This window comes from Streptomyces sp. NPDC003691, from assembly GCF_053981115.1.
Window position 1 is genome coordinate 118,191 of record NZ_JBSFNQ010000005.1, and the last position, 22,398, is coordinate 140,588.

Consider the following 22,398-nt stretch of genomic DNA (forward strand, 5'->3'; position numbering starts at 1 on the left):
GCGAGGCCGGGAACCCGCCGGGCGTCAGGACGCGTGGAGAGGCGCCGCGGCATGCGGGACCGGGCGCGCGGACCCGCCGGGCGTCAGGACCAGCGGCCGGTGCGGGTCAGCAGCAGCGCGGTCGCCGCCGTACCCGCGGTGGAGGTGCGGAGCACACTGCGGCCGAGCCGGTACGGGCGGGCCCCCGCCGCCTCGAACAGGGCGATCTCCTCCGGCGACACCCCGCCCTCGGGGCCGACGACGACGACCAGGGAACCGGCGGCCGGCAGTTCGGCCGTGGCCAGCGGCTCGGCGCCCTCCTCGTGGAGGACTGCCGCGAAATCGGCCGCCGCCAGCAGCCGGGCGACCTCGCGGGTGCTCGCGGCCTCGGCGACCTCGGGGAACCGCAGCCGGCGCGACTGCTTGCCCGCCTCGCGCGCCGTGGCCCGCCATTTCGCCAGGGACTTGGCGCCCCGCTCGCCGCGCCACTGGGTGATGCAGCGCGCGGCGGACCAGGGCACGATCGCGTCGGCCCCGGTCTCCGTCATGGTCTCCACGGCGAGTTCGCCCCGGTCGCCCTTGGGCAGCGCCTGGACGACGGTGATACGGGGCGAGGGCTCGGGCTCCTCGGGGAACGAGAGCGGCTCAACGACCAGGTGGTCCTTGCCCTCGGTGCGCAACACCCGGCCCGCGGCGCCGCGGCCCCGGCCGTCGGTGAGCACGACCTCCTCACCGGGCTGGAGCCGTTTCACGGAGACGGCGTGCCGTCCCTCCGGGCCGTCGAGGACGAAGGGGGAGCCGGGGGCGGCGCCGTCGAGGGAGTCGACGACGAACACGGGAGCGGTCATCAGGAGTCCTCCCGGACGTTCGCCGCGCCCGCGGCGGCCGCGGGGCCGCCGTCCGTGCCCGGGCCGCCGCCGTCCACGGTGTCGTGCCGTGCCGGGGCGGGCCCCTGGGCGGAGTGTCCCGCCGTGCCGTGCCGTTCGCCGTGCCGTTCGCCGTGCCCGTCGCCGGTGCGGTCCTCCGCGGGCCGCCCGTCCGCGGAGTGCCGCCCGGCCGTCCGGCGTTCGGCGGTGTGCTGCTCGGTGACCAGCGCGGCGACCAGCTCCGCGGCGGGCAGTTCGCGGGCCATCCGGTGGCCCTGTCCGGCCCAGAGCGCCATGCCCTGCGGATCGCCCGCCTGGGCGGCCGCCTTGCGCAGCCCGCTCGTCAGATGGTGCACCTCGGGGTAGGCGGCGGGGGCGTACGGGCCGTGCTCCCGGAGGAAGCGGTTGACCAGGCCCCGGGCGGGCCGCCCGGTGAAGGCCCGGGTCAGCTCCGTACGGACGAAGAGGGGGTTGGCCATCGCCTGCTTGTGCAGCGGGTTCGCCCCCGACTCGGGACAGACCAGGAAGGCGGTACCGAGCTGGGCCGCGGTCGCCCCGGCCGCCAGCACGGCCGCGATCTGACTGCCGCGCATCAGCCCGCCGGTGGCGATGACCGGCAGGTCCACCACATTCCGGACGAGCGCGATCAGGGTCAGCAGCCCGATGCCGGTGCCGTCCGCCGCCGGGTCGTCGCGGTGGGTCCCCTGGTGGCCGCCCGCTTCGATGCCCTGGACGCAGACCGCGTCGGCGCCCGCCCACTGCGCCGCCTGGGCCTCCTCGGGCGTGGTGACGGTGACCACCGTGTAGGTGCCCGCCCGGGTGAAGGAGGCAAGCACGGCGGGGGCGGGGCAGCCGAAGGTGAAGGACACCACGGGGACCGGATCGTCCCGCAGGATGGCCAGCTTGGCCTCGTAACCGTCGTCCCGGCCGGATTCGGGGTCCCCGAGCGGGGTCTCGTACCAGCTGGACTCGCCCGCGAGCTGCTGGCGGTAGACCTCGACGGCGCTCGGGTCGGAGACCCGCGGCTGCGGCATGAAGAGGTTCACGCCGAACGGCCGCGAGGTGAGCCCCCGGATCTGCTTGATCTCCTGGTACATCCCGTCGGTGGTCTTGTACCCGGCGGCGAGAAAGCCGAGGCCGCCCGCTTCGGAGACGGCCGCGGCGAGTCGGGGATTCGACGCCCCTCCGGCCATCGGCGCCGCGATCACGGGATGCCGGAACAGATCGGACAGGGTGGGAGACCCGGAGGGCGCGGAGGACATGCAGGCATCGTGCCACCTGCGTACGTCCGTGACGAAACGGGCCCCGCGCACCGGCCGGGCCGTGGCGCCGCACCGTCCCCCGGGGTCGCGTGGACCCCGCGAGCCCCATGGGCCCCGGGTTTGTCCGGGCCCCGCGCACCGTCCCCGGCCGGGCGGCTTTCACGGGTCACGGGTTCCCCGGCACCCGCCCGCGGGACGGGCGGCCGCTCGTTACGGGAGCGACGCGGCCCGGGCGGCCCGGCGGTACGGACGGGGGCGGCCGCTTTTTACGGCAGCGACGCGGCCCGGGCGGCCCGGCGGTACACGCGGGTCCCGGCCCCGCGGCGGGCGGGGCCGGGCGAACGGCCCCGGTCCCGGCCCCGGGCGGACCAGGGCGGGGCCGGAGGCCGCCAGGCCGTACGGCCTAACGGCCGTTGAACGCGTCCTTCAGACGGGAGAACAGCCCCTGCTGGCCCGGCTGGAACTGGCCCGTGGGCCGCTCCTCGCCGCGCAGCTTGGACAGCTCCCGCAGCAGCCGCTCCTGCTCGGGGTCGAGCTTCGTCGGGGTCGTCACCTCGACATGGACGATCAGATCGCCGCGGCCGCCGCCGCGCAGATGCGTCACTCCGCGGCCGTGCAGCGGGATCGACTGCCCGGACTGCGTACCGGGCCGGATGTCGACCTCCTCCAGACCGTCGAGCGTCTCCAGCGGCACCTTGGTGCCCAGCGCGCCCGCCGTCATGGGGATGGTGACCGTGCAGTGCAGATCGTCGCCGCGGCGCTGGAACACCGCGTGCGGCAGCTCGTGGATCTCGACGTACAGATCACCGGCGGGTCCGCCGCCGGGGCCGACCTCGCCCTCGCCGGCCAGCTGGATCCGGGTGCCGTTGTCGACGCCCGCGGGGATCTTGACCGTGAGGGTACGGCGGGAGCGGACCCGGCCGTCGCCCGCGCACTCGGGGCACGGGGTCGGGACGACGGTGCCGAAGCCCTGGCACTGGGGGCAGGGCCGCGAGGTCATGACCTGGCCCAGGAAGGACCGGGTGACCTGGGAGACCTCGCCCCGGCCGCGGCACATGTCGCAGGTCTGGGCCGAGGTGCCGGGCGCGGCGCCCTCCCCGGAGCAGGTGGTGCAGACGACCGCGGTGTCGACCTGGATTTCCTTGGTCGTCCCGAAGGCCGCCTCGTTGAGCTCGATCTCCAGGCGGATCATCGCGTCCTGGCCGCGGCGGGTGCGCGAACGCGGGCCGCGCTGGGACGCCGTACCGAAGAAGGCGTCCATGATGTCCGAGAAGTTCCCGAAGCCACCGGCGCCGAAGCCGCCCGCGCCGCCGCCGCCCGACTGGGAGAGCGGATCGCCGCCGAGGTCGTAGACCTGCTTCTTCTGCGGGTCCGACAGCACCTCGTAAGCGGCGTTGATCTCCTTGAACCGCTCCTGGGTCTTCGGGTCCGGGTTCACATCCGGGTGGAGTTCCCGGGCGAGCCTGCGGAACGCCTTCTTGATCTCGTCCTGGGATGCGTCGCGGCGCACGCCGAGTACGGCGTAGTAGTCCGTGGCCACTTACGACTCCGCCAGGATCTGTCCGACGTAACGTGCCACTGCGCGTACCGCTCCCATCGTTCCGGGGTAGTCCATGCGGGTCGGTCCGACCACGCCGAGTTTCGCAACTGCCTCGTCGCCCGAACCGTAGCCGACGGTCACGACGGACGTTGCGTTGAGGCCCTCGTGGGCGTTCTCGTGACCGATGCGCACGGTCACGCCCATGCCTCCGCCGGACTCCTTGGCCTCGCCGAGCAGCTTGAGGAGCACCACATGCTCCTCCAGCGCTTCCAGCACCGGCCTGATCATCAGGGGGAAGTCGTGTCCGAAGCGGGTGAGATTGGCGGTACCGCCGATCATCAGCCGCTCCTCCGTCTCCTCGACGAGGGTTTCGAGGAGGGTGGAGAGCACGGTGGAGACCGTGCCGCGGTCCTCCGGGTCGAAGGAGTCGGGAAGGTCCTGCACCAGCTGCGGCACATCGGTGAACCGGCGGCCGACGACCCGGCTGTTGAGCCGGGCCCGCAGATCGGCGAGGGACGCCTCGCCGAACGGGGCGGGGCAGTCGATCATCCGCTGCTCGACCCGGCCGGTGTCGGTGATCAGGACCAGCATCAGCCGGGCCGGGGCGAGCGCGAGCAGCTCGACATGGCGCACCGTGGACCGGGTCAGCGAGGGGTACTGCACGATCGCGACCTGGCGGGTGAGCTGCGCCAGCAGCCGCACCGTGCGCCCGACGACGTCGTCGAGGTCGACCGCGCCGTCGAGGAAGCTCTGGATGGCCCGCCGCTCGGCCGCGGAGAGCGGCTTCACTCCGGCGAGCCGGTCGACGAAGAGGCGGTACCCCTTGTCGGTGGGGATCCGGCCGGCGCTGGTGTGGGGCTGGGCGATGAAGCCCTCCTCCTCCAGTACGGCCATGTCGTTGCGGACGGTCGCCGGCGAGACACCGAGCTGATGGCGCTCGGTGAGCGCCTTGGAGCCGACGGGCTCCTCGGTGCCGACGTAGTCCTGGACGATGGCGCGCAGCACCTCGAGTCTGCGTTCGCTGAGCATCCCGCGCACCTCCAACTGTCTCGTCCGACCGCTCTCGTCCGGCCGCTCGGTCCGCCCCACGGTTCGGGAGGCGGGCGGGCGGTGTCCCCGGATCGTTCCCCGGTGACCCTTCTGGCACTCCGCACGGCCGAGTGCCAAATCTTCCCCGTGCCAGTGTACGGCCGCCCGGTACGGGCGGAGCAAGACGACCGGCAGGCCACCGAACGCTACCGTGCGGCCGCCCCCCTGCCTCCCCCTGTCCCGGTCCCGACATCCACCGGCCCCGCCCCGTCCGGCCCTGTCCGGCCCCGTCCGACCCCGCCCGGCGGCCGGGCGCCGGGCCCATGCCGTCCTCCTGTGCCCCTCTGCCGTGCTCCTCTCCGGTGCGAGGGCCGTGGCGATAGCGTCCCGGTATGGACATCGCTTGGGAAGACCACGGCTGGGAACGGCTGGCCGAGGGGGTGGGGCGCCGCAGGCTGCCCGGCTGGGACGCGACCTGCGGGCTGGTCGCCGGCCGGGACGGCGCGCTGCTGTACGACACGGGTTCGACGCTCACGGAGGGCGCGGAGCTGCGGGCCCAGGCGGAGACGCTGCTCGGCGGCGGTCGCCGGGTGACGCATATCGCGCTGAGCCATCCGCACTTCGACCATGTGATGGGGACGGCGGAGTTCCCGGGGGCCGAGGTGTTCGGGGCGGCCGGGACGGACACGCTGCTGCCGGGCGAGCGGGAGGAACTGCGGGCGGACGCGGTGCGCTTCGGGGTACCGGAGGAGGAGGCCGGCCGGTCGGCGCGGGCGCTGGTGGCGCCGGGGCGGACGGTCGGCGGGGAGCTGGCGCTGGACCTGGGCGGCCGCCGGGTGCTGCTGGTGAACGCCGGGCCGGGGCACACCGGGCACGATCTGGCGGCCGTGGTGCCGGGCGGGCCGGGTGAACCGGCGGTGGTGTTCTGCGGGGATCTGGTGGAGGAGTCGGGCGAGCCGCAGGCGGGGCCGGACGCGGTCGGCGCCCGCTGGCCGGAGGCGCTGGACCGGCTGCTGGCGCTGGGCGGTGAGACGGCCGTGTACGTCCCGGGGCACGGGGCGGTGGTGGACGCGGCGTTCGTACGGGCGCAGCGCGCTGTGCTGGCGGAGCGCTTCGGGGTGTCGTAGCGTCGGGCGAATGCGCAGCTACAGCCCTGATCTGACCCCGCCGTGGAAGAAGCGGACGCCGGTGCCGGAGGTGGCGGCCGACCCTTCGGACCCGGATCTGGTGGTCGAGGAGGTCGCCACGGGTTTCTGCGGGGCGGTGGTGGGCTGCGAGGCGGGGACGGTGACCCTGGAGGACCGCTTCGGCAAGCACCGGGTGTTCCCGCTGGCTCCGCGGGGCTTCCTGCTGGACGGGCGGGTGGTGACGCTGGTGCGGCCGGGGGCCGGGGCTCCGGCCCGGCCTGCCCGTACGGCGTCCGGTTCGGTGGCGGTGCCGGGGGCGCGGGCGCGGGTGGCCCGGGCGGGCCGGATCTATGTGGAGGGCCGCCACGACGCCGAGCTGGTGGAGCGGGTCTGGGGCGACGATCTGCGGATCGAGGGCGTGGTCGTGGAGTATCTGGCGGGTATCGACGATCTGCCCGCGATCGTCGGGGAGTTCGCGCCGGGCCCGGACGCGCGGCTGGGAGTGCTGGTCGACCATCTGGTGGCGGGGTCCAAGGAGTCCCGGATCGCGGCTGCGGTGACCGATCCGCATGTTCTGGTGGTGGGCCATCCGTATATCGATGTCTGGGGCGCGGTGAAGCCGTCGTCGCTGGGTATCGCGGGCTGGCCGCAGGTGCCCCGCGGCCAGGACTGGAAGACGGGGGTCTGCCGCGCCCTGGGCTGGCCCGCCGACACGGGCGCCGCCTGGCGGCACATCCTCTCCCGCGTCCACTCCTACAAGGACCTGGAGCCGGAACTGCTGGGCCGGGTCGAAGAGCTGATCGACTTCGTGACCGCGCCACCGGAGTAGCCCGGGGCGGGCCCGGTCGCACCCGCCCGGGGCCCTGAGGGCGGGCGGACTCCGTAGCGGGCCTCGGGGCGAGGAACCGGACCGGGCCGGACCGGAGCCACCCGGCCACCCGGCCGACGGCAGCGGCATCGGCATCGGCATCGGCATCGGCATCAGGCGGAGGAAGCACGGCGCGCCCGCCCGGCAGGCAACGGCCCCCTCCTCGCGGACCGGGGGCAGGCCGGCCGCACGGGCACCTCGAAGGGCTGTGGGCGGCAGCCCCCACAGCGGGCCTCGGGGCGCGGGAGGCCCGGGTGGTCCGGCGGAACCCCGGGGCGAGGTGCGCGAGGTGCCCGGACAGCCCGTCGGGCCCCGTGGCAGACGGCCGGGCAGCCCGGCCCGGGGGTACTCCGGGGTGAGGCGGCCGGACGGACCGGCCGGGGACCGCGGCAGGCGGTCAGTCGACCAGGTCGCGGACGACGCCGTCGGCCAGCAGGCGGCCCCGCAGGGTCAGCACGGCCCGGCCCCGGCCGTAGGCGCCGGGCTCCAGCAGGCCGTCGGCGAGGGACCGCTCCGCGGCGCGCAGACCGGCCGGGCGGAGCAGTGACAGGGGTATGCCGTCGCGCAGGCGCAGCTCCAGCAGGATGCGCTCGACCCGGCGGTCCTCCGGGGTGAGCAGCTCCCGCCCGGCGCCCGGGGAGCGGCCCGCCGCGAGGGCGGAGGCATAGGCCGCGGGGTGCTTCACATTCCACCAGCGGACCCCGCCGACATGGCTGTGGGCTCCGGGGCCTGCGCCCCACCAGTCGGCACCGCGCCAGTACAGCTCGTTGTGGAGGCAGCGGGCGGCTTCGGTGGTGGCCCAGTTGGACACCTCGTACCAGTGGAAACCGGCCTCGGCGAGGAGTTCGTCGGCGATCAGATAGCGGTCGGCGTGGACGTCGTCGTCCGTCATCGGCACCTCCCCCCGCCGGATCCGGCGGGCCAGCTGGGTGCCCTCCTCGACGATCAGCGCATACGCCGACACATGGTCGGGTCCGGCGCCGACGGCCGCCGCCAGGGAGGCCCGCCAGTCGTCGTCGGACTCGCCGGGGGTGCCGTAGATCAGGTCCAGGTTCACATGGTCGAACCCGGCGGCCCGGGCCTCGGCGACACAGGCTTCGGGGCGGCCCGGGGTGTGGCTGCGGTCCAGCACCTTCAGGACGTGCTGCCGGGCGCTCTGCATCCCGAAGGAGATCCGGTTGAAGCCGCCTTCCCGGAGCTCCGCGAGATACTCCGGGCCGACCGACTCCGGGTTGGCCTCGGTGGTGATCTCGGCATCGTCCGCCAGGCCGAACTCGCTCCGTACGGTGTCCAGCATGGCCACCAGGTCGGCGGCGGCCAGCAGGGTGGGGGTCCCGCCGCCGACGAAGACGGTGCGCACCGGCCGGGGGTCGTCGCCCAGGACCTTGCGGGCCAGCCGTATCTCCTCGGCGACCGTCGCCGCATAGTGGTCGCGGGAGGCCAGGACCCCGCCGGAGCCGCGCAGCTCGGTCGCCGTGTAGGTGTTGAAGTCGCAGTATCCGCAGCGGGTCGCGCAGTACGGGACATGCAGGTAGAAGGCGAGGGGCCGCTCGGCGGCACCGGCGAGGGCGGAGGCGGGGAGCGACCCGTCGTCGGGCACGGGCACGCCGTCGGGCAGTACGGAAGGCATACGCCCATTCTCCGGCACTCCCGGGAAACCCGTCGCCGCCTGTGGATAACTCACCGCCGGGAACGGAAACCGCAGGCCGGGAGGGGTCCGGGCGGCCCCAGGGGGGTGGCCCGGACCCGCTCGGTCACGCCTCGCGCTGGCCCGCGTACATCTCCTCGACCAGGTGCCGGAACTCCCGCTCGACGGCCGGGCGCTTCAGCTTCATGCTCGGGGTGAGATCGCCGTGCTCGACATCGAGGTCGCGCGGCAGCAGCCGGAACTTCTTCACCGTCTGCCAGCGCTGGAGCCCCTCGTTGAGCCGCTCCACATATCCGGCGATCAGCTCCCGGGTGGCGGGCGCGCTCACCACTTCCTGGTAGCCGCGGCCCTCCAGGCCGTTCTCCGCGGCCCAGCCGAGGAGGGCGGGCTCGTCGAGGGCGATCAGCGCGGTGCAGTAGTTCCGGTCCGCGCCGATGACCACGACATTGGAGACGAACGGGCAGATCGCCTTCAGCTGGATCTCGACCTCCGTGGGGGCGATGTACTTGCCGCCCGAGGTTTTGATCAGGTCCTTCTTCCGGTCCGTGATGGTGAGATAGCCGTCCGCGGACAGTTCGCCCATATCGCCGGTGCGGAGCCAGCCGTCCTCCTCCAGTACCTCGGCGGTCTGCTCGGGCTGCCCGTGGTAGCCCTCCATGACCGCGGGGCCGCGGAGCAGGATCTCCCCGTCGTCCGCGATCCGCACCTCCAGGCCGGGCAGCGGCTTGCCGACCGTGCCGGTGCGGTAGGAGCCGTACCGGTTGACGAAGTTCACCGCGCTGGACTCGGTGAGGCCGTAGCCCTCCAGGATGTGGATCCCGGCCCCGGCGAAGAAGTAGCCGATCTCCGGGGAGAGCGCGGCGGAGCCGGAGACGGCGACCCGGAGGCGGCCGCCGAAGGCCTCGCGGAGCTTGGCATAGACCAGCCGGTCGGCGATCCGGTGCTGGGAGCGGAGTTTGAGGGGTGCGGTCGCCGAGCCGGTGCGGCGGAAGTTGTCCTGGGTGACCCGGGCGTACTCGCGGGCGACATCGGCGGCCCAGCGGAAGATCCGGTACTTGGCGGGGCCGCCGGCCCGCGCCTTGGCGGCGACGCCGTTGTAGACCTTCTCGAAGATCCGCGGTACCGCGGCCATATAGGTGGGACGGACGGTCGGCAGATTCTCCACGATCTTGTCGTGGCGGCCGTCGACGGCCGTGATGTGGCCGACTTCGATCTGGCCGGAGATCAGGGCCTTGCCGAAGACGTGCGCCAGCGGCAGCCAGAGGTACTGGACGTCGTCCTTGTTGATCTGGCCGGTCCCGGCGATCGCCTTCGCCATATAGGACCAGTTGTCGTGCGGCAGCCGGACGCCCTTGGGGCGGCCCGTGGTGCCGGAGGTGTAGATGAGGGTGGCGAGCTGGGTGGGGGTGATCGCGTCGATCCGCTCCCGGACCGCGCCGGGCTCGGCTTCGAGCAGGGCCCGGCCGCGCTCCTCCAGCTCGGCGAGGCCGAGGACGAATCCGTCGTCGTCCGGCGCGCCCTCCGCCGCGGTCCCGGCTCCGCGGTCCGCCGCGACGGTCCCGGCCGGGTCGACGACCACGACATGGCGGAGTTCGGGCAGCTCGTCCCGGCGCTCCAGGACCTTCGCCAGCTGGGCCGCGTCCTCGGCTATCAGGATCCGGCTGCCGGAGTCGGTGAGGATGAACGCCGACTCCTCCGCGTTGGTGGAGGGGTAGATGGTGGTGGTGGCGCCGCCCGCGCACATCACGCCGAGGTCGGCGAGGATCCACTCGATACGGGTCGCGGACATCAGGGCGACCCGGTCCTCCGGGCGGATACCGAGACCGATCAGCCCGGCGGCCACCGCGTACACGCGCTCCGCGGTCCCGGCCCAGGTGAGCGACGCCCAGGCGGTCGCCGGGGCTTCCCCGTCCGCCGCCCCGTCCGGTCCGCCACCGGTCCCGGGCCCGTCCGCGGCCGCCGGTGCGAGGACCGGGTAGCGGAACGCCTCGCCGTCCGGGGTCGCGGCCACCCGCTCGGTGAAGAGCACCGCCACCGAGGTGGGGCGGTTGTCGATCGTGGTCTGTGTGTCGCTCAAGACGTCCTCCGGGCCTGCGGCGGCCGTACGGACCGCGGACGATCGGTACTGGCGCCACTGAGCAGGCACTTTTCAACTGCCGGGTACCCCCCGGACGGGCGCGATCAGCGTAGATCGCGTACCGCCGGTACGTAAGGGGCTTCCGTCCTCCGCTTCGATGCGTGCGGGTACGGACACGGACAGCGCCCGGCCGGTTCGCCGGCCGGGCGCCCACGCGGTTGCCCGCGCCTACTTCTTGGCCTTGCCCCCACCGCTGTCGTCGCTGGAGAGCACCGCGATGAAGGCTTCCTGCGGCACCTCGACGTTGCCGACCATCTTCATCCGCTTCTTGCCTTCCTTCTGCTTCTCCAGCAGCTTCCGCTTCCGGGAGATGTCACCGCCGTAGCACTTGGCGAGGACGTCCTTGCGGATGGCGCGGATCGTCTCGCGGGCGATGACCCGGGAGCCGATGGCCGCCTGGACGGGCACCTCGAACGCCTGCCGGGGGATCAGCTCCTTCAGCTTGGCGACGAGCCGCACGCCGTAGGCGTACGCCTGGTCCCGGTGCGTGATCGCGGAGAAGGCGTCGACCTTGTCGCCGTGGAGCAGGATGTCCACCTTGACCAGGTGCGCGGACTGCTCGCCGGTGGGCTCGTAGTCCAGCGAGGCATAGCCCCGGGTCTTGGACTTGAGCTGGTCGAAGAAGTCGAAGACGATCTCGGCGAGGGGCAGGGTGTAGCGGATCTCCACCCGGTCCTCGGAGAGGTAGTCCATCCCGAGCAGCGTGCCGCGGCGGGTCTGGCACAGCTCCATGATCGAGCCGATGAACTCGGTCGGCGCGAGGACGGTGGCGCGGACCACCGGCTCGTAGACCTCGCTGATCTTGCCCTCGGGGAACTCGCTGGGGTTGGTCACCGTGTGCTCGGCGCCGTCCTCCATGAGGACCCGGTAGACCACGTTCGGCGCGGTGGCGATCAGGTCGAGGCCGAACTCGCGCTCCAGCCGCTCACGGATCACGTCGAGGTGGAGCAGCCCGAGGAAGCCGACGCGGAAACCGAAGCCCAGGGCCGCGGAGGTCTCCGGCTCGTACACCAGGGCGGCGTCGTTGAGCTGGAGCTTGTCGAGCGCTTCACGCAGGTCGGGGTAGTCCGAGCCGTCCAGCGGATAGAGGCCGGAGAACACCATCGGCTTGGGGTCCTTGTAGCCGCCGAGGGCCTCCGTGGCGCCCTTGACCTGCTGGGTGATGGTGTCGCCGACCTTGGACTGGCGGACGTCCTTCACACCGGTGATCAGATAGCCCACCTCGCCGACGCTCAGACCGTCGGCCGGGAGCATCTCGGGCGAATTGGTGCCGATCTCCAGCAGCTCGTGGGTGGCGCCGGTGGACATCATCCGGATCCGCTCGCGCTTGCCGAGCGTGCCGTCGACGACCCGGACATAGGTGACGACGCCCCGGTAGGAGTCGTAGACCGAGTCGAAGATCATCGCGCGGGCGGGGGCGTCGGCGACGCCCACCGGGGCCGGGACCTCGCGCACCACACGGTCCAGCAGCGCCTCGACGCCGAGGCCGGTCTTCGCGGAGACCTTCAGCACATCGTCCGGGTCGCAGCCGACCAGGTTCGCCAGCTCCTCGGCGAACTTCTCCGGCTGGGCCGCCGGAAGGTCGATCTTGTTGAGGACGGGGACGATCGCCAGATTGTTCTCCATCGCGAGATAGAGGTTGGCGAGGGTCTGCGCCTCGATGCCCTGGGCCGCGTCGACCAGCAGGATCGTGCCCTCACAGGCCGCCAGGGAGCGGGAGACCTCATAGGTGAAGTCGACGTGCCCCGGGGTGTCGATCATGTTCAGGATGTGGGTCCTGCCCTGGCCGGGCCCCTCGGTGGGGGACCAGGGCAGCCGGACGGCCTGAGACTTGATCGTGATGCCGCGCTCGCGCTCGATGTCCATACGGTCGAGGTACTGGGCGCGCATCTGCCGCTGGTCGACCACCCCGGTGAGCTGGAGCATCCGGTCGGCAAGGGTCGACTTGCCGTGGTCGATATGGGCGATGATGCAGAAATTGCGGATCAGCGCCGGGTCGGTACGGCTCGGCTCTGGCACATTGGGAGGAGTCGCGGGCACGCAGGGTCCTGGTTCTTGGGACGCGCCGGCGGCGCCGGGCGTCGCGTCTGAAGGCGGTGGCGGGTCTGTACGTAGCCCCTATCGTCCCACGCGTGAAGGACTGCGGCCGGTTTGGGCCGCCGGGAGCCCGGCTGGTACCGTGGCTGGCTGTGTGTCTCGTGCGCCTCCCTCGCGGAGGATCCGCGCGGCGGGCACACCCATCACAGATCATCGAACCTGAGAAGGCTCTTTCGTGGCGAACATCAAGTCCCAGATCAAGCGGAACAAGACGAACGAGAAGGCGCGCCTGCGCAACAAGGCCGTCAAGTCGTCCCTGAAGACCGCGATCCGCAAGGCCCGCGAGGCCGTCGCCGCCGGCGACGTCGAGAAGGCCAACGTGGCGACCCGCGAGGCCGCCCGCAAGCTCGACAAGGCCGTCTCGAAGGGCGTCATCCACAAGAACGCCGCCGCCAACAAGAAGTCGGCGCTTGCGACGAAGGTCAACGCCCTCCAGGGCTGAGTACCACCCGGCACCGCATCCGGTGAGCCCCGTCACAGCGACGAGGCGGTCCACCGGACGAGGTGACCGCCGGGAGCCATGAGCGGGCCCTCTCTCATCCGCTCTCTTCCCGGCAGCTTCGGACTCGCACTTGGTCCTGCGTTCGCCACGCGGGTGCGAGTCCACCGGCAGAACTTCCCGAAGGCCCCGGCCCACCCGGCCGGGGCCTTCGGCGTACCCGGAGACCGGCCGGGCGGGGACATGCCTTACCGCCCGGGGCGCGGCCGCGACGGGCGGGGACCGACGCACCGGGGCGCGCGTCAGTGCGAGGAGCGGCCCGAACGGGCGGCGCGGGCGATGGCGACGACGGCCTTCTCCAGGGCGTACTCCGGATCGTCTCCGCCGCCCTTCACGCCCGCGTCGGCCTCCGCGACGGCCCGCAGGGCCACGGCCACCCCGTCCGGGGTCCAGCCGCGCATCTGCTGCCGCACCCGGTCGATCTTCCAGGGCGGCATGCCCAGCTCACGGGCGAGATCGGCGGGCCTGCCGCCGCGCGCGGAGGAGAGCTTGCCGATCGCCCGGACACCCTGGGCCAGCGCACTGGTGATCATCACGGGGGCGACCCCGGTGGAGAGCGACCAGCGCAGCGCCTCCAGGGCCTCCGCCGCCCGGCCCTCGACCGCGCGGTCGGCGACGGTGAAGCTCGATGCCTCGGCCCGGCCGGTGTAGTAGCGCCCGACGACCGCCTCGTCGATGGTGCCCTCGATATCCGCGGTGAGCTGCGACACCGCGCTCGCCAGCTCCCGCAGGTCGCTGCCGATGGAGTCCACCAGCGCCTGGCAGGCCTCGGGGGTGGCGGCTCTGCCGAGCGCCCGGAACTCCGAGCGGACGAAGGTCAGCCGCTCGGCGGGCTTGGTGGTCTTGGGACAGGCCACCTCCCGGGCCCCCGCCTTGCGGGCGGCGTCCAGGAGCCCCTTGCCCTTCACCCCGCCGGGGTGGACCAGGACGAGGGTGATCTCCTCGACCGGTGCGGCGAGATACCCCTTGATGTCCTTGACGGTGTCGGCGGACAGATCCTGGGCATTTCGCACGATCACCACCTTGCGCTCGGCGAAGAGCGAGGGACTCGTCAGCTCGGCCAGCGTGCCGGGCTGGAGCTGGTCGGCGGTGAGGTCGCGGACATCGGTATCGGCGTCGGCGGCCCGGGCGGCCGCCACGACCTGCCGGACCGCACGGTCCAGCAGAAGGTCCTCCTGGCCCACGGCGAGCGTGACGGGGGCGAGCGGGTCGTCTGTCGGGTTCTTCCTGGTGGCCATCGTGGACCAGCATCCCACGCCCCACCGACACCCGGCCCCGGGCCGTGGTCCGGTGCCGGTGCGGGTACCGGACAATGGCCTGGTGAGTGAGGGACGACATGTGCTGGTACTGCCGGACCGCGATACCGCCGAGGAGGTCGCGGAGGAGCTGGCCGACCGCTTCGGGGTGACCGAGGAGCCCCAGTTGGTGCGGGACGCCCTCGCGGGCGAGGACGACGCGGAGGACGCCCAGTGGCTGGTCGTCGTGGAGGATCCCGCGGACCGGCTCGACCCGGGCGCTCTCGACGCGTTCGCCGCCGAGTACGAGGGCTGGCTGGAGCCGCCCCGCTGACGCCCGCCCCGGGCCGCCCGCCCAACCCCGATGCACCCGGACCCGCCGGGCGGCGCTCAGGCCCCGCCCGGACCGCCGGCGGCTCCGGTGTCGTCCGCACCGCCCCGGGGGTCGGCGGGGAGCCGGTCCAGGGTGATCCCGAAGTGGTCGCGGTAGGCGGCCAGCACGGCCGCGTCGTCCGGGAGCAGCTCCTCGTGGCGCTCGCCGCCGCGGGTGGTGACCAGCTTGCGCCCGCTGAGGGTGGTCCGGCCGTCGTCGGTGAGCCGGGAGCAGACCAGGGAGCGGGTGAAGTGGGACTCGGGCGAGGTGCTGTGCCACCAGGCACCGGCCCGGAAGTCCGCCAGGACGCGCGGCCGGGTCTCCAGCCGGTACTGGGGTTTGCCGTCCCGCAGGAGGTCCAGGTCCCCGTGGGCGTCCCGGCCGGCCGGGACGATCCGGAAGGTCCCCGCGGGGTCCCGCTGCTCCTCCCGCAGGTCGAAGGCGAGCGGATGACGGGCATGCTCCCCGAAGCCGACGTCCGCCAGCCAGCGCCCGGCGCCGTGATCCGTCTCGACGAGAAGGGCGAGGTGGTCGTACGGGATACCGAGGGTGCCGTCCTCGCCGAAGACCCGGGCCTGAAGCAGCTGAACCCGGAAACCGAGACGGCGCAGCAACGCGGCGAAGGCACCGTTGAGCTCGTAGCAGATACCGCCCCGGCCGGCCGATACGACCTTGTCCACCAACCGCTTCTCGTCCAGCACGATGCCCTCGCCGAGATGTACGGCGAGGTTCTCGAAGGGAACGCTCCGCAGATGGCGCACCTGTAGTTCCCGCAGGGCCGCGGCGTCCGCGCGATCCGGTACGGCGGCGCCGATACGGCGGAGGTAGGCATCCATGCGCCCAGTGTGACCCGCTCCCCCGCTCCGGAGCACGGTCCCGGCCCCGGCCTGGTTCCAAAGACCGAGCCCCGCGGGCCGTACGACGTGGGCCCGGCGACCGGGGCCGTTCTCCGCCCACCGGCCCGGGCACGCCCGGGCGCTGTCTCCCCGGCCGCCGCCGGGCGCCCACCGGCGGAATCCCACGGCCCGTGGCCCGGGCCCGCCACCCCGCGGCGGTGTTCCCGGCGGCCGGGCCGAGTGCCGCGTACTGCGTCGCCTCCGACTGCGGGGGCGGGAGCAGAACCGGGTGCGGGCGCGGGCGCGGGGGCGGGCGGGGGGTGCGCGGGCGAACGGGGCACGGCGCGTCCGCTCGTCGCCGGACGGGCCGCGGGCCGCATCCGGTGCCCGGCCGGTGAGGAGCGGGAGGATGCCGCCCGGCACCCGTGGGAGCCCGCCCGGTAGGACGCGCGCCCCGGCCGGGATTCCGGCCCGCGACGAGCTCGGGAGGGGTCCCGCGACGGCCCCGGGAGGGGGCGTGCGGCCCCTCCCCGGAGCCGGGGACCACCGCCCGGTTCCCGGGCGGCGCGGTCCGGCCCGGCGGCGCCCGCCGCGGATCGCGGCACGCAGTCCGCGGCCCGTGCCGGACACCGCGACATCGCCGTCCTCGTCGGTGCGCAGCACCACCGCGCCCAGCTCCCGGTACGCGGCCACCGTCCGCGGCGCGGGGTGTCCGTACCCGTTGTCCCGGCCCGCCGAGATCAGGGCGAACGCTGGACGCACCGACCTCAGCAGACCCGGGTCCTGGTGCGCGGACCCGTGGTGGGCCACCTTGACCACATCGACCTCCCCCAGCACGGGCCGGGACCTCAGCAGCGCCCGCTGCGCGGGGGGCTCCAGATCCCCGAGCAGCAGCAGCACGGGGCCGCCGGCGATCCGGACCAGCAGGGTCACACTGGCGTCGTTGGCCTCGGCGGGGGCGGGCCACGGCCCGGGGCCGGGGTCCGGCCACAGGACCCGCCACTCCAGCGGTCCGGCCCGGCGCCGCTCGCCGAGGCGGGCCCGGTCCAAGGGGATACCGGCCGCGGCCGCGGCGCGGCGGACGAAGGCCGCCTGGGTGGGCGGCCGGTCGAGGACGGTGGTCTGTACGGCGCCGACCGCCCGGCCGCGCAGCACCCCGGGCAGCCCCCGGACATGGTCGGCGTGGAAGTGGGTGAGCACCACCAGCGGCACCCGGTTGATCCCCAGCTCCCGGAGACAGCGGTCGACGGCCTCCGGATCGGGGCCCGTGTCCACGACCACGGCGGCGCCCGGCCCGGCCGCCAGCACCATCGCGTCCCCCTGGCCGACATCGCATATCACCAGGTCCCAGCCGGGCGGCGGCCAGCCGGACAGCACCCGGGCCAGCGGCGCGGGCCGGACGACGGCGCAGAGCAGCACCACGGCGACGGCGGCCGCCGCCCACGGACGGTGCGAGAGCCCGCGGATCAGGAGTACGGCCAGGGCTCCCGCGGCGGCCAGCAGCAGCCCGCCCTGCCAGCCTCCCGGCCAGTCGGTCTGCGCCCCGGGCAGTGCGGCTCCGCCCCGGGCGACCGCCGCGATCCACCGGGCGAACCAGCCCGCCGCCGTGGCCGGGGCGACGGCGGCCGGTATCGACACCGTCGCCGTGGCCAGCGCGGCGAATCCGAGGACCGTGGCGGGGGCGGTCGCCAGCTCGACGGCCAGATTGCAGGGGACGGAGACCAGGCTGACTTTCGCCGTGAAGATCGCGACCACCGGCGCGGACACCGCCTGCGCAGCCGCCGATACGGCGAGCACTTCGGCGAGCCTCGGCGGCACTCCGCGGCGGCGCAGTGCGGCGCTCCAGCCGGGGGCGATCAGCAGCAGGGCGCCGGTGGCCAGGACGGAGAGCACGAAGCCGTAGTTCCGGGCGAGCAGCGGGTCGTACAGCACCAGCAGCAGCACGGCCGCGGCGAGGGCGGGGACGAGCGACCGCCGCCGCCCGGTGCCGATCGCGAGCAGGGTGAGGGCGCCGCAGGCCGCCGCCCTCAGCACGCTGGGCTCGGGCCGGCACACCACGACGAAGGCCAGGGTGAGCCCACCTCCGGCGAGGGCCGTGCCGCGGAGGGTGATGCCCAGCCGGGGGGCGAGACCGCCGCGCTCGACCCGCCCGGCCCGGCCCGGCGGCCCGATGAGCAGCACCAGCACGATGGTGAGGTTGCTGCCCGAGACGGCCAGTACATGGGTCAGATCGGTGACTTCGAACGCCTTGCGCAGCTCCGGGGTGAGCCGGGACGTATCGCCCACGGTGATCCCCGGCACCAGGGCCCGGGCATCCGGCGGCAGGCCGTCGGTCGCCTCGCGCAGCCCGGCCCGGAGCCGCCCGGCGGTCCGCTGCACCGCCGTCGGCGGGCCGGTGACCTGCGGCGGGCGACCGGTGACCCGCAGTACGGCCGCGAAGGTGTCGCCCCGGCTGACGGCCGGTGAAAGCCGGCCGGTCAGGGCGAGGCGGGTCGACGGCAGCAGCCCCTGCCAGCGCGCGAGGTGCCGGGGGCCGGCCGCGGGGCGGACGATCAGCAGAACCGGTGTCCGCGTCGCGGTGGCCCTCCCTCCGGCACCGGCGACCCGGGTGATGTCGACACCGATCACCACCACCGTGCTCCCCCACCCCCCGCTCCGGCCCCGGGAGACCGTGACCCGGGGATCGGACACCACCGTGGCCTCGGCGGTCACCGTGGCGTACCGCTCGGCGAGACCGGGCACCGGTCCCCGGCGCAGCTCGGCGGTGTGCAGACCGGCGGCGGAGGCGCCCGCCGCCGCGCAGAGCAGAACCGCCGCGCATGCCACGGCGTTGAGCCCCCGCCGCCCACCGTGCCCCCCGCCCGGATTCCCGCCCGGGCCCGCGCCATCCGGGCCGCCGCCGGCCCGGTGACCCGACCGGGCCGGATCACCGTCAGGAGCAGCCCGCCGGAAGCCGCTCCGGGCGCGGCGCCACAGGGTCGGGGCGCCCCGGCCGGTCACCGCCGCCCTGCCCGCCGGCCTTCCCGGCTCCCGCCGCGGCCGGACCCGGTGGGCGCTCCGCCCGGCCGGGACCGCCCGGGCGCACCCGCCCCGGTTCCGTAACGGCGGAACAACCACCGGGGCCAGCAGCAGGGCCGCGCAGACCACGCAGACCGCCACCGCGGCGGCCGTCCACCGGGGCGGGGCACCGACGGCCAGGGCGGCGGCCGCCCAGGCCGCGGCGGCCGGGACCACCAGCCGCAGATCGGCAGGTCCCTCCTGACGGGGGTCGGCGGCTCCCAGCCGGTGTCCGGACGCGGCATGGACCGCCTGCCGCCGGGCCGCGGGCGGCCCGCTCATGGCCGCACCAGCGTCCGCAGCTCGGCGAACCGCCGCTCGCCGATGCCGTCGACCTCGCGCAGCTCGTCGACGGAGCGGAAACCACCGCTGCGGGTGCGGTACTCCACGATGTGCCGGGCCAGCACCGGCCCGACCCCGGGCAGGGTGTCCAGTTGCTCCACGGTGGCCGTGTTCAGCCCGACCGGCCCGCCGGGCGCGGCGGGGGCAGCAGGGGCGGCAGGCAGCCCGCCGGAAGCCGCTCCGGGCGCCGCCGCGGCCGCCTGCGGAAGCGCCCCGACCACCACGTGCTCGCCGTCGATCAGCACCCGGGCGCGGTTCAGCGCCGTCACATCGGTGCCCGCCTTCACTCCCCCGGCGGCGGTCAGCGCATCGGCGACCCGGGCGCCTTCGGGGAGCCTGAGCACCCCCGGACGGTGCACCTTCCCGCTGACGTCGACCACCACCCGGCGCCCGGCGGGGGACGGCACACCTCCGGCGACCGGTGCCCGGCTCGGGGCCGCGCCCTGCGCCAGGGTTTCGGGCGGGCGCACACTCTGCGGCCGGCCGGTCCAGAAGTGCAGGGCGGCAAGGACTGCGGCGACGACCAGGACGACGGAGAGCGCGGCCAGCGTGCGGGGTTCGAGGCCGCACCGGAGCTGCACCCAGAGCGGGAGCCGCTCCCGCACGGCGAGCCCCGCCAGCCGGAGCGCGCCATCGGCGCGGGCGGCCCCGCGCGCACCGCTCCTCGCGGCCTCCGCGGTGTCCGCGGTGTCCGGTCGCGCGGACACCCCGCCCACGGCCCCCTCGTCCGCCAACACGGCCCGGCCCGGCCGCCGCACGGGCGCCTCCGTCCGGCCCCCGGCACCGGCACCGGCACCGGGTCCACGTTCAGGTCCAGCTCCAGGTCCGGCACCGTGACCCAGGCCGGTTCCGGGCCGGGAACCGGCCGCGGGCCCGGCAAGGGCATCACGCCCGGGCCCGGTTCCGGCACCCGGTCCGGTACCGGAGTCACCACCCGGACCGCCACCGGCACCGAAATCCGGATCGGCACCGGGAACAGGACCGAGGCCAGGACCGGGGCCGGAACCGGAGTCAGGACCAGGACCAGGGACGGCATCAGGACCGGGAGGGGAACCCGCGCCCGGCGCGGGCGGCGCCCCCCGCGCCCCCACTCCCACCGGTCGTAGCCGACGGCCACCCCTGCCGGGCCCGGGGCCCGCTCCCCCGCCCTGCCTCGGCACGGCCCCGGGCCGCCGGGCGGCCCGGGCCCGGCGGTCGGACGCCGGAGCACGGCCCGGCCCACTTGTCGCGGAGCGTGATCGAAGAACCATGCACTCGACGGTAGGCACACTTCACGGATCCCGCTCAAGCCGGGTAAATCCCGTGGACAACCCTCCCGTTGTGGAAAACTCCCTCACTCCGGGGAGTGAACCGCCACCCCGGCCCGGCCGTTCAGCGGACCGAGACCACGGCCCCCAGCAGACCCGGCCCCGTATGTGCTCCGATCACCGCGCCGACCTCGCTCACATGCAACTGCCCGAGCCCCGGTACCCGCTCCCGCAACTTCTCGGCCAGCGCCGACGCCCGTTCCGGGGCGGCGAGATGGTGGACGGCGATATCCACACCGCCCGCTCCGGCGCAGGCGACCGTCAGCTCCTCCAGCCGGGCGATCGCCTTGGACGCCGTCCGCACCTTCTCCAGCATCTCGATCCGCCCGCCGTCGAGTTGCAGCAGCGGCTTCACCGCGAGCGCCGAACCGAGCAGCGCCTGGGCCGCCCCGATCCGCCCGCCGCGCCGCAGGTAGTCGAGGGTGTCGACATAGAAATAGGCGGATGTGCCCGCCGCGCGCTTCTCGGCCGCCGCCACCGTCTCGTCGAGCGTCCCCCCGGCTTCCGCGGTCTCGGCCGCGGCCAGGGCACAGAATCCGAGCGCCATCGCGATCATCCCGGTGTCCACCACGCGCACCGGTACCGGGGCATCGCGGGCGGCCAGCACGGCGGCGTCGTAGGTGCCGGAGAGTTCGGCGGAGAGATGGAGGGAGACGATGCCCGCCGCCCCGGCTTCCGCCGCGGCCCGATAGGTCGCGGCGAACACTTCGGGGCTGGGCCGGGACGTGGTGACCGAACGCCGCTTCTGAAGGGCCTGTGCCAGCGACCTGGCGGAGATCTCCGTCCCCTCCTCCAGCGCCTGGTCGCCCAGGACCACTGTCAGCGGCACGGTGACGATGTGGTGCCGCTCCACCGCCGACCGTGGCAGATAGGCCGTTGAATCGGTGATGATCGCGACATGGCGGGACATGAGCGGGAGGTTACCGGTCGCCGCCGGACAAGGGCAGCCCGGCCCCGGTTCCCCGTCGCGGTCCGCTGTGGCCGGCCCCCGGCACATCGTCTCCGGGCCCCGGCTCACGGCCCCCGCGGCTCAGTTGGTGGTCTCCGGACGGGCGCTCTTCTGCCAGGGGTACTGCTCCAGCCGCGGATCGCGCGCCGTGATCGCCCGCGGGCCCTGCTCGTCCGCCGCCGCGGCGGCCCCGGTGGCTTCCGCCTCGCTCGCGGACCGCTCGCCCGACCGCTCAGCGGACTGCTCACCGGCCCGCTCGGCCCGCTCATAGGGGTGGGACGCGGTCCGCTCGTACGGATGGGACGCGCCGGGCACCCCGGGCGCCGTGGCAGCGGTCGGCGACGCGCCCGCGGACGACGCCGACGCATCCGGCTCCGCGCCGTCCGTCCAGTGCCGCAGGGCGCCCGCCTCCATGTCGATCTGGGCACTCAGCGTGTCCAGGTCGTCGGCCGCGAACCGCTGGGCCCGGTCCCGCGCGGCCCAGCGCAGCGACTCGGCCGAGTGGACGATCTTCTCCACCCGCTCCCGCAGGTCCGGCAGCTTGGCCGAGACGGTCGCCCGGTCCGGCTCCCGCTCCAGCCTGCGCAGCTCCTCGTCGAGTTCGTGGCCGTGGGCGCTGAGCCGGTCGAAGAGGGCGAGGGACTCCGTCAGCGAGGCGTCCTCGGCGACACCGGCCCGCAGGGCGTCCTGGGTGGCCCGCATCGACGTCCGCAGCCCCAGCCGGAGCTGCGCCAGCTCACCGGGAACCCCGACCTGGCCGAGGCTCTTGGCCCGCAGCGTGGTGTCCTCGACGGTCCGGCGGGCCTGGGTGACCGTACGCTCGACCCCGCGCTTGGCGGCGCGCACCGCCTTCACGCCTGCGTACGCCCCCACAGCGACGAGGGCAACGAAAAGCAGCGCCAGAATCAGAATCGCGGCTTCCATGAGCAGCCCTTCGCCTTCGGCCTCGGAGGTGGTGCGCGGGAGCGGGCACCGTCTCCCCGGTGCCACGGTCCCACGCTCGGTATCGGTGATGGTGCCGCGCGCCACGGTCGGTGCGCGGGTGATGTCTCCACGGTAAACGGAGCAGGCAGGCCGAGGGTTCCAGCGGAACCCTCGACCTGCCCTTAAGGGAAGACCCCGAGCAGCGCGGGAACACCCCCGGGAACCGTCACACGGTCCCCGGGAGCATCACTCCGCCCGGGAAACCATCCCGAGAGCCACTGAGCGTCCCCGAACCTGCCTGAACATCCCGGACCATCCCGGAC

Annotated in this window: 16 protein-coding genes and 1 pseudogene; 4 read left to right on the plus strand and 13 right to left on the minus strand. The window is 74.4% G+C overall.

Annotated features, from left to right (window positions below):
• Positions 1 to 83: 83 nt before the first annotated feature.
• The 4 genes from ACWDR0_RS04475 to hrcA form a co-directional block, all read right to left on the minus strand.
• On the minus strand, positions 84 to 827 hold the full coding sequence (locus ACWDR0_RS04475; RefSeq protein ID WP_456350116.1) for a 16S rRNA (uracil(1498)-N(3))-methyltransferase: 744 nt from the start codon (positions 825 to 827) through the stop codon (positions 84 to 86).
• Entirely contained in the window at positions 827 to 2,107 is a 1,281-nt protein-coding gene (locus ACWDR0_RS04480) for a nitronate monooxygenase (RefSeq protein ID WP_456350117.1), read from the minus strand. The genes ACWDR0_RS04475 and ACWDR0_RS04480 overlap by 1 nt, the downstream gene beginning before the upstream one ends.
• 403 nt (positions 2,108 to 2,510) lie before the next feature.
• Complete coding sequence (gene dnaJ, locus ACWDR0_RS04485) at positions 2,511 to 3,647, minus strand: molecular chaperone DnaJ (protein WP_456350118.1); 1,137 nt, start codon at positions 3,645 to 3,647, stop codon at positions 2,511 to 2,513.
• On the minus strand, positions 3,648 to 4,676 hold the full coding sequence (gene hrcA / locus ACWDR0_RS04490) for a heat-inducible transcriptional repressor HrcA (protein ID WP_456350119.1): 1,029 nt from the start codon (positions 4,674 to 4,676) through the stop codon (positions 3,648 to 3,650).
• 392 nt (positions 4,677 to 5,068) lie between these two features.
• Here hrcA and ACWDR0_RS04495 point away from each other — a divergent pair, with 392 nt between their 5' ends.
• Both ACWDR0_RS04495 and ACWDR0_RS04500 read left to right on the plus strand, forming a co-directional pair.
• Positions 5,069 to 5,803, plus strand: a complete 735-nt coding sequence (locus ACWDR0_RS04495; protein WP_456350120.1) for an MBL fold metallo-hydrolase — start codon at positions 5,069 to 5,071, stop codon at positions 5,801 to 5,803.
• A 10-nt stretch (positions 5,804 to 5,813) separates the two neighbouring features.
• The gene (locus ACWDR0_RS04500) at positions 5,814 to 6,632 is read left to right on the plus strand and encodes a DUF3097 domain-containing protein (protein WP_456350121.1); all 819 of its coding nucleotides are present in this window, start codon (positions 5,814 to 5,816) and stop codon (positions 6,630 to 6,632) included.
• Positions 6,633 to 7,068: 436 nt separating this feature from the next.
• Here ACWDR0_RS04500 and hemW read toward each other — a convergent pair whose 3' ends face one another.
• The 3 genes from hemW to lepA form a co-directional block, all read right to left on the minus strand.
• The gene (hemW, locus tag ACWDR0_RS04505; RefSeq protein WP_456350122.1) at positions 7,069 to 8,301 is read right to left on the minus strand and encodes a radical SAM family heme chaperone HemW; all 1,233 of its coding nucleotides are present in this window, start codon (positions 8,299 to 8,301) and stop codon (positions 7,069 to 7,071) included.
• A 124-nt stretch (positions 8,302 to 8,425) separates the two neighbouring features.
• Positions 8,426 to 10,396, minus strand: coding sequence for an AMP-dependent synthetase/ligase (locus ACWDR0_RS04510; protein WP_456350123.1), 1,971 nt, complete (start codon positions 10,394 to 10,396; stop codon positions 8,426 to 8,428).
• A 228-nt stretch (positions 10,397 to 10,624) separates the two neighbouring features.
• Positions 10,625 to 12,496 carry a translation elongation factor 4 gene (gene lepA, locus ACWDR0_RS04515; protein WP_456350124.1) on the minus strand — a complete coding sequence of 624 codons (1,872 nt, stop codon included), beginning with the start codon at positions 12,494 to 12,496 and terminating at the stop codon, positions 10,625 to 10,627.
• Between the two features lie 232 nt (positions 12,497 to 12,728).
• Between lepA and rpsT the strand changes: the two genes are divergently transcribed.
• Positions 12,729 to 12,995: a 30S ribosomal protein S20 gene (gene rpsT, locus ACWDR0_RS04520; protein WP_456350125.1), complete on the plus strand. Its 267-nt coding sequence runs from the start codon at positions 12,729 to 12,731 to the stop codon at positions 12,993 to 12,995.
• 299 nt (positions 12,996 to 13,294) lie between these two features.
• Here rpsT and holA read toward each other — a convergent pair whose 3' ends face one another.
• Positions 13,295 to 14,290, minus strand: coding sequence for a DNA polymerase III subunit delta (gene holA, locus ACWDR0_RS04525; protein ID WP_456350126.1), 996 nt, complete (start codon positions 14,288 to 14,290; stop codon positions 13,295 to 13,297).
• A gap of 82 nt (positions 14,291 to 14,372) precedes the next feature.
• On the opposite strand from holA, the gene ACWDR0_RS04530 reads away from it, so the two are divergent.
• Positions 14,373 to 14,621, plus strand: coding sequence for a hypothetical protein (locus ACWDR0_RS04530; protein ID WP_456350127.1), 249 nt, complete (start codon positions 14,373 to 14,375; stop codon positions 14,619 to 14,621).
• A gap of 56 nt (positions 14,622 to 14,677) precedes the next feature.
• On the opposite strand, the gene ACWDR0_RS04535 is transcribed toward ACWDR0_RS04530, so the two are convergent.
• The 5 genes and pseudogenes from ACWDR0_RS04535 to ACWDR0_RS04555 all read right to left on the minus strand — a co-directional run bounded on the left by ACWDR0_RS04535 (position 14,678) and on the right by ACWDR0_RS04555 (position 22,075).
• Positions 14,678 to 15,496 (minus strand): arylamine N-acetyltransferase family protein, encoded by an 819-nt coding sequence (locus tag ACWDR0_RS04535; protein ID WP_456350171.1) that lies wholly within the window; start codon positions 15,494 to 15,496, stop codon positions 14,678 to 14,680.
• Between the two features lie 588 nt (positions 15,497 to 16,084).
• A pseudogene (locus ACWDR0_RS04540) lies at positions 16,085 to 18,835 on the minus strand (ComEC/Rec2 family competence protein); the annotation flags it as partial.
• On the minus strand, positions 18,832 to 19,602 hold the full coding sequence (locus tag ACWDR0_RS04545) for a helix-hairpin-helix domain-containing protein (protein WP_456350128.1): 771 nt from the start codon (positions 19,600 to 19,602) through the stop codon (positions 18,832 to 18,834). The pseudogene ACWDR0_RS04540 and the gene ACWDR0_RS04545, both read right to left, overlap by 4 nt.
• Positions 19,603 to 20,266: 664 nt before the next feature.
• On the minus strand, positions 20,267 to 21,112 hold the full coding sequence (locus tag ACWDR0_RS04550; protein WP_456350129.1) for a DegV family protein: 846 nt from the start codon (positions 21,110 to 21,112) through the stop codon (positions 20,267 to 20,269).
• Between the two features lie 120 nt (positions 21,113 to 21,232).
• Positions 21,233 to 22,075 (minus strand): hypothetical protein, encoded by an 843-nt coding sequence (locus tag ACWDR0_RS04555; protein ID WP_456350130.1) that lies wholly within the window; start codon positions 22,073 to 22,075, stop codon positions 21,233 to 21,235.
• Positions 22,076 to 22,398: the final 323 nt, after the last annotated feature.